Here is a 6,556-nt window from a genome sequence, read left to right as displayed (position 1 = left end):
GTGGAGTGGTTGCGGCGGCGTGGGGTGTCGGTGTCGGTGCGGGCGTTGTTCGTGACGCCGACGCCGGCTGCGCTTGCGGCGGTGGCGGGGCCGGAGTGGGTGGAGGTGCCGCCGAACCTCATCCCCGAGGGCGCTAGCGAGATCCGGCCGGAGATGTTGCCGTTGGTGGAGTTGTCCGAGGCGGAGGTCGCGCGGGTGGTGGCGGCCGTGCCGGGTGGTGCGGCCAACGTGCAGGACGTGTACCCGCTCGCGCCGCTGCAGGAAGGCATCTTCTTCCACCACTTGATGGCCGACCGGGACGGCGACGACGTCTACGCCATGCCGTTCACCCTGCGCTTCGGGGCGCGCCAGAGCCTGGACACGTTCCTGCGCGCGTTGCAGCAGGTGGTGGACCGGCACGACGTGTATCGCACGGCGATCGTGTGGGAGGGACTGCCCGAGCCCGTCCAGGTGGTGTGGCGGCACGCCGAGCTGCCCGTTACCGAGGTCACCCTCGACGCCGACGCGGGAGACGCGGTCGGGCAACTGCTGGCGGCCGCCGGCGGGCGCATGGAACTGGACCGTGCGCCCTTGCTGACGGTGCACATCGCGGCCGAGCCGGACGGCGACGGATGGCTGGCGCTGATACGGATGCATCACCTGGTCCAGGACCACACCGCGCTCGACATGGTCCTCGACGAGATCAAGGCATTGCTGGCCGGGCGGGCCGATGCGCTGCCCGCGCCGGTGCCGTTCCGTGGCTTCGTGGCGCAGGCCAGGCTGGGCATGCCCGAAGAAGCGCATCAGGAGTACTTCTCCGCACTGCTGGGTGACGTGACGGAGACCAGCGCCCCCTACGGGCTGCTCGACGTCCGCGGCGACGGCACGGAGCTCGCGCAGGCCAGGCTGAGGGTGGACGACGAGCTGACAGGGCGCGTACAGGCTCTGGCACGCTCACGGGGGGTCAGCCCCGCGACGATCCTCCACCTGGCATGGGCCCGGATGCTGGCGGCGGTGTCGGCCCGCGACGACATCGTGTTCGGCACGGTGCTGCTGGGCCGGGCGACCATCGGGGCCGACCGCGTTCCGGGACTGTTCATGAACACCCTCCCGGTCAGGGTCAAGCTGGCCGGGCAGACGGTGGGGCGGGCACTGACGGACGTGCGCGACCAGCTCGCCGACCTGCTGGCGCACGAGCACGCACCGCTGACACTGGCTCAGGCGGCCAGCGGCCTGCCCGCCGGCACGCCCCTGTTCACCGCGCTGTTCAACTACCGGCATGCCAGGCCGGTCGTCCACGAGCCCGACGATGTGCTCGCGGACGTCACGACCCTCTTCACGCAGGAACGCAACAACTACCCGCTGGGCGTCTCGATCGACGACGACGGCGAGGCGCTCGGCGTCACCGTGGACGCCGCGCACCCGGTGGACGCCGACCGGGTCGCCGCCCTGCTGGAGACGACCCTCGCCAACCTCACCACCGCGCTGGAGGACAGCCCCGACCTCCCGCTGATGTCGGTGGACGTGCCCGGCGCGGCGGACCAGATCCCCGACGAGGGCGTGGCCGCCTCCGCGGCCGGCCGGCGGGCCGTGCTCGTACCGGAGACGGCCGGAGCGCGGACGGCGGGCTCCGGACGCGCTCCCGCCACCGCCCACGAGGAACTGCTCTGCCAGGCGTTCGCCCACGTGCTGGGCCGGGAACGGGTCGGCCCCGACGACGACTTCTTCACGCTCGGCGGGAACTCCCTGCTGGCGACCCGGCTGGTCAGCCGCATGCGGTCGGTGCTCGGGATGGAGGTGTCGATTCGGGCGCTGTTCGAGACGCTGACCCCGGGACGCCTGGCCGAACGACTGCGCCCGGTCGCGCCCGGCCGCGTGGCCCTCACCTCGCGGGAACGCCCGGAGCGGCCGCCGCTGTCCTTCGCACAGCGCCGGTTGTGGTTCATCGGGCAGCTCGAGGGCTCCAGCGCCAGCTACAGCAACACCACCGCCCTGCGGTTGCGCGGCGCGCTGGACCGGGAGGCGCTGAGCGCGGCGCTGCGGGACGTGATCGCCCGCCACGAGGTGCTGCGGACGGTGATCCCGGCTGAGGACGGCGAGCCCTACCAGCGGATCCTGCGAACCGAGGAGGCCGACTTCGAGCTGACCGCCGTCGAGGTCGCGGCCGGGGAGGTCGCCGCCGAGATCGACCGCGTGGCGGGATACGCCTTCGACCTCGCAACGGAGATCCCCATCCGGGCGTGGCTGCTCACCCTGGCGCCGGACGAGCACGTCCTCGTGCTGGCGGTGCACCACATCGCGACCGACGGATGGTCGATCGCGGCCCTGGCCCAGGACATGTCGGCCGCGTACGCGGCGCGCCTGGAGGGCCGGGAGCCGGACTGGACGCCGCTGCCGGTGCAGTACGCCGACTACGCCCTGTGGCAGCGGGAACTCCTCGGCGACGCGGGCGACCCGGACAGCGTCCAGGCCCGGCAGCTGGCGTTCTGGCGGGAGACCCTCGCTGGCGTCCCCGACGAGATGGCGCTGCCGACGGACCGGCCCCGCCCCGCGGTGCCGACGCGCCGGGGAGACGAGGTCCCGGTGGAACTGCCCGCGGACCTGCACAGGCGCATCACGGAACTGGCCGCCACCGAACAGGTCACCGTCTTCATGGTGCTCCAGGCAGCCCTCGCGGCACTGCTGAGCAGGCTGGGCGCGGGCGACGACATCCCGATCGGCACCGCGCTGGCCGGCCGCACCGACGACGCGCTCGACGATCTGATCGGCTTCTTCGTCAACATGCTCGTGCTGCGCACCGACGTGTCGGGCGACCCGAGCTTCGCCGAGCTGCTGCGGCGCGTGCGCGACACCGACCTGGCGGCGTACGCACACCAGGACCTGCCCTTCGACCACGTGGTGGAGGAGCTCGTCCCCGAGCGTTCCCTGGCACGGCAGCCGCTGTTCCAGGTGGCGCTCGATGTGCAGAACGTCCCGGAAGCAGGGCTGCGGCTGCCCGGACTGGAGGTGAGCGGCGAGCCGCTCGCCCACGGCGTCGCCCGGTACGACCTCTCACTGAGCCTGTCGGAGCGCCGCGACGAGCAGGGCGCACCGGACGGGATGTACGGCACGCTCACGGTGGCCGCCGACCTGTTCGACCGGACGACGGCCGAACGGATCGCGGCCTACCTGGTCCGGGTGCTCACCGTGGCCGCCGCCGACGCCGAAGTGCCCCTCAGCGCGGTGGAGTTGCTCGCCCCGGACGAGCACCGGCGGATCGTGGAGGACTGGAACGACACGGCGGGGCCGGTGCCGGATGCCCTGGTACCGGATCTGTTCGCCGCGCAGGCGGCGCGGACCCCGGAGGCGGTCGCGCTGGTGGGTACCGATACCGAGCTGAGTTACGGGCAGGTCGAGGAGCGGTCGAACCGTCTGGCGCGCAAGCTGATCGCGCAGGGGGTCGGCCCGGAGTCGGTGGTGGCCCTGGTGCTGGAGCGGTCGCCGGAGGTGGTGGTCGCTGTCCTGGCCGTGCTGAAGGCGGGCGGCGCGTTCCTTCCGATCGACCCCGGGCAGCCGCGCGAGCGTGTCCGGTTCATGATCGACAACGCCGGGCCGGTGCTGGTGCTGGACACACCCGAGTTCCTCACGGAGACCGCTGGCTACGACGCGACGCCCATTTCGGACGCCGACCGCATCGCTCCGCTGCTGCCCTCGCACCCGGCGTACGTGATCTACACGTCGGGATCGACCGGACGCCCGAAGGGCGTCGTCGTCACGCACGAGGGATGCGCCAACCTGTCGGCGAGCCATGACTGGTACGGCGTGGACGCCGGAAGCCGGGTGGCGCAGTTCGCGTCCGTGGGCTTCGACATGTTCTGCGAGGAGTGGCTGCTGGCACTGCTGCGTGGCGCGGCCCTGGTGACCGTGCCGGCGGATCGGCGGCTGGGAGCCGAGTTCGCCCGCTTCCTGGTCGACCAGCAAGTGACGCACGCGGCGCTGCCGCCCGCGGTGGCGGCGACCATTCCCGACGATCTCCTGGACCCGGCGTTCGTGCTCGACGTCGGCGGCGAGGCGTGCCCACCCGAACTGGTCGAACGCTGGGCGGCGGACGGCCGCACCATGTTCAACACCTACGGGCCGACCGAGGCGACCGTGGACGCCACGGTGTGGCGATGCCGTCCCGGCCTGGAGGCGGGGGCGGCGGTGCCGATCGGCCGGCCCGTCCTCAACACCCGCGGCTACGTGCTCGATGCCGCGCTGCGTCCCGTGCCGATGGGCGTCGTGGGTGAGCTGTACCTGTCGGGCACGGGCCTGGCACGCGGCTATCTGGGCCTTGCCGGATTGACGGCGGAGCGCTTCGTGGCATGCCCGTTCCAGCCCGGGCAGCGGATGTACCGCACCGGTGACCGGGCGAAGTGGAACGCCGACGGGCAGCTGGTTTACGCCGGCCGCGCGGACGACCAGGTCAAGATCCGCGGATTCCGGATCGAGCCGGGCGAGACCGAGGCCGTGCTCGCGGCGCATCCTGACGTGGCCCGGACCGCGGTGATCGTACGGGAGGACTCGCCCGGCGAGCTGCGGCTCGTGGGGTACGTCATTCCCGGTGAAGGCGCCGACGCCGATCAACTGCCCCAGGCCGTACGCGGGTTCGCGGCGGAGCGGCTGCCCTCGTACATGGTGCCGTCGGCCGTGGTGGTGCTGGACGCCCTGCCGCTGACGGTCAACGGCAAGCTGGACCGCAAGGCGCTGCCCGCCCCCGACTACGGCAAGGCCGGGACCGGCCGCGCACCCGCCACCCCGCAGGAAGAACTGGTGTGCCAGGCGTTCGCCGACATCCTCGACCTGCCCGAGATCGGCGCCGACGACCACTTCTTCGCACTCGGCGGGCACTCCCTGCTGGCCACCCGGCTGCTCAGCCGGGTGCGGGCGGTGGCGGGCGTCGACGTGCCGGTCCGAGTGCTGTTCGCGAACCCCACACCCGCCGGTGTCGCCGAGTGGCTGACGGCACACACCGGCTCACAGAAGAAGACCAGGCCCGCGCTGCGGCCGATGCGTAGGCAAGAGAAGGAGTTCTGATGATTCCGTTGTCGTTCGCGCAGCGCCGCCTGTGGTTCCTGTGGAAGCTGGAGGGGTCCGCCGACACCTTCAACATCCCGCTGGCCCTGCGGCTGACCGGACCCCTGGACGGCGACGCGCTCGCCGCCGCCCTGCGGGACGTGATCGACCGCCACGAGGTGCTGCGCACCGTTCTCCCGGCCGCGGACGGCGAACCGTACCAGCGGATACTGCCGACCGAGGAAGCAGGCTTCGAGCTGCGGGTCGTCCAGGTCACGCCGGAGGACGTGGAGGACGAAGTGCGGCGCGCGAGCGCGTACGCCTTCGACCTGGCGGCCGAGATCCCGGTACGCGCCTGTCTGTTCGCGGTGAACCCCGACGAGCACGTGCTGGTCCTGGTCGTCCACCACATCGCGGCCGACGGCTGGTCCATGGGACCGCTGATGCGCGACCTCTCCACCGCCTACACGGCGCGCCTGGCGGGCCGCGAGCCCCGGTGGGACCCGCTGCCGGTGCAGTACGCGGACTACACCCTGTGGCAGCGTGAGCTCCTCGGAACGCAGGACGACCCCGAGAGCACCCTGTCCGAGCAGGTGACGTACTGGCGGCGCACCCTCGCCGGCGCGCCGGAGGAACTCGAACTGCCCACCGACCGGCCCCGCCCGGCACAGACCACGTCCCGCGGTCACACCGCCGAGCTGGAGATCTCCGCCGACGTCCACCGGCGGCTGCTTCAGCTGGCGGGAGACCACGGGGCGAGCCTGCTCATGGTGGCGCACTCCGCGCTGGCGGTGCTGCTGTCCCGGATGGGGGCGGGCGAAGACCTCCCGATCGGCACCCTGGTCGCCGGCCGGACCGACGAGGGGCTCAACGACCTCGTCGGCTTCTTCGTCAACAACCTGGTGATCCGCGCCGACCTGTCCGGTGACCCCACCTTCACCGATGTGCTTCAGCGGGTGCGTGAGGCCTCCCTGGACGCCTACGAGCACCAGGACGTGCCGTTCGAGAAACTCGTCGAGGAGCTGGCCCCGACCCGGTCACTGGCCCGGCACCCTTTGTTCCAGGTGATGGCGGCCGTGGAGACCGAGGACCTGATGTCCGCCGGGCGGCGCGGCGGCCCGGCCCTGGAACTGCCCGGTCTGCGGGTCGAGATGGTCTCCGACGAAGAGCAGGCGCGCGACCTCGACCTCGACCTGGTGCTGCGCGAGACGCTCGACGACGACGGGCGGCCCGCGGGACTGCGGGGCGCCCTCATCGGCGCGGCCGACCTGTTCGACGCAGGAACGGTCCAGCGGATCGCGGACATGGTGGCACGCGTCCTGGAGGGAGCCGCCGCCGACCCGTCCGCCCCCGTCCGCTCCCTGGACGTGCTCGGCCCGGCCGAGTACCGGCGGATCGTGGAGGAATGGAACGACACGGCCGGACCGGTACCCGCTGCCCTGCTGCCGGACTTGTTCGCGGCGCAGGTGGTGCGGTCTCCGGATGCGGTGGCGTTGGTTGGTGGTGGTGTGGAGTTGTCGTATGCGCGGGTGGAGGTGTGGGC

General features: G+C 72.3%; 3 protein-coding genes. 2 read left to right on the top strand and 1 reads right to left on the bottom strand.

The window, feature by feature from the left end; all coding sequences use genetic code 11:
- A partial coding sequence (locus ACYVMZ_RS38965; protein ID WP_461088002.1) for a hypothetical protein occupies positions 1-227 on the bottom strand: 227 nt, incomplete at its 3' end.
- Position 228: 1 nt separating this feature from the next.
- Between ACYVMZ_RS38965 and ACYVMZ_RS38960 the strand changes: the two genes are divergently transcribed.
- Complete coding sequence (locus ACYVMZ_RS38960; protein ID WP_461088000.1) at positions 229-5,034, top strand: amino acid adenylation domain-containing protein; 4,806 nt, start codon at positions 229-231, stop codon at positions 5,032-5,034.
- Positions 5,034-6,556, top strand: a 1,523-nt coding sequence (locus ACYVMZ_RS38955) for a condensation domain-containing protein (RefSeq protein WP_461087998.1), incomplete at its 3' end; no start/stop codon positions are given. The genes ACYVMZ_RS38960 and ACYVMZ_RS38955, both read left to right, overlap by 1 nt.

Source organism: Streptomyces deserti (assembly GCF_054782695.1).
The sequence above is the reverse complement of the archived record's forward strand: the minus strand, read 5'-3'. Positions and strand labels throughout refer to the sequence as shown.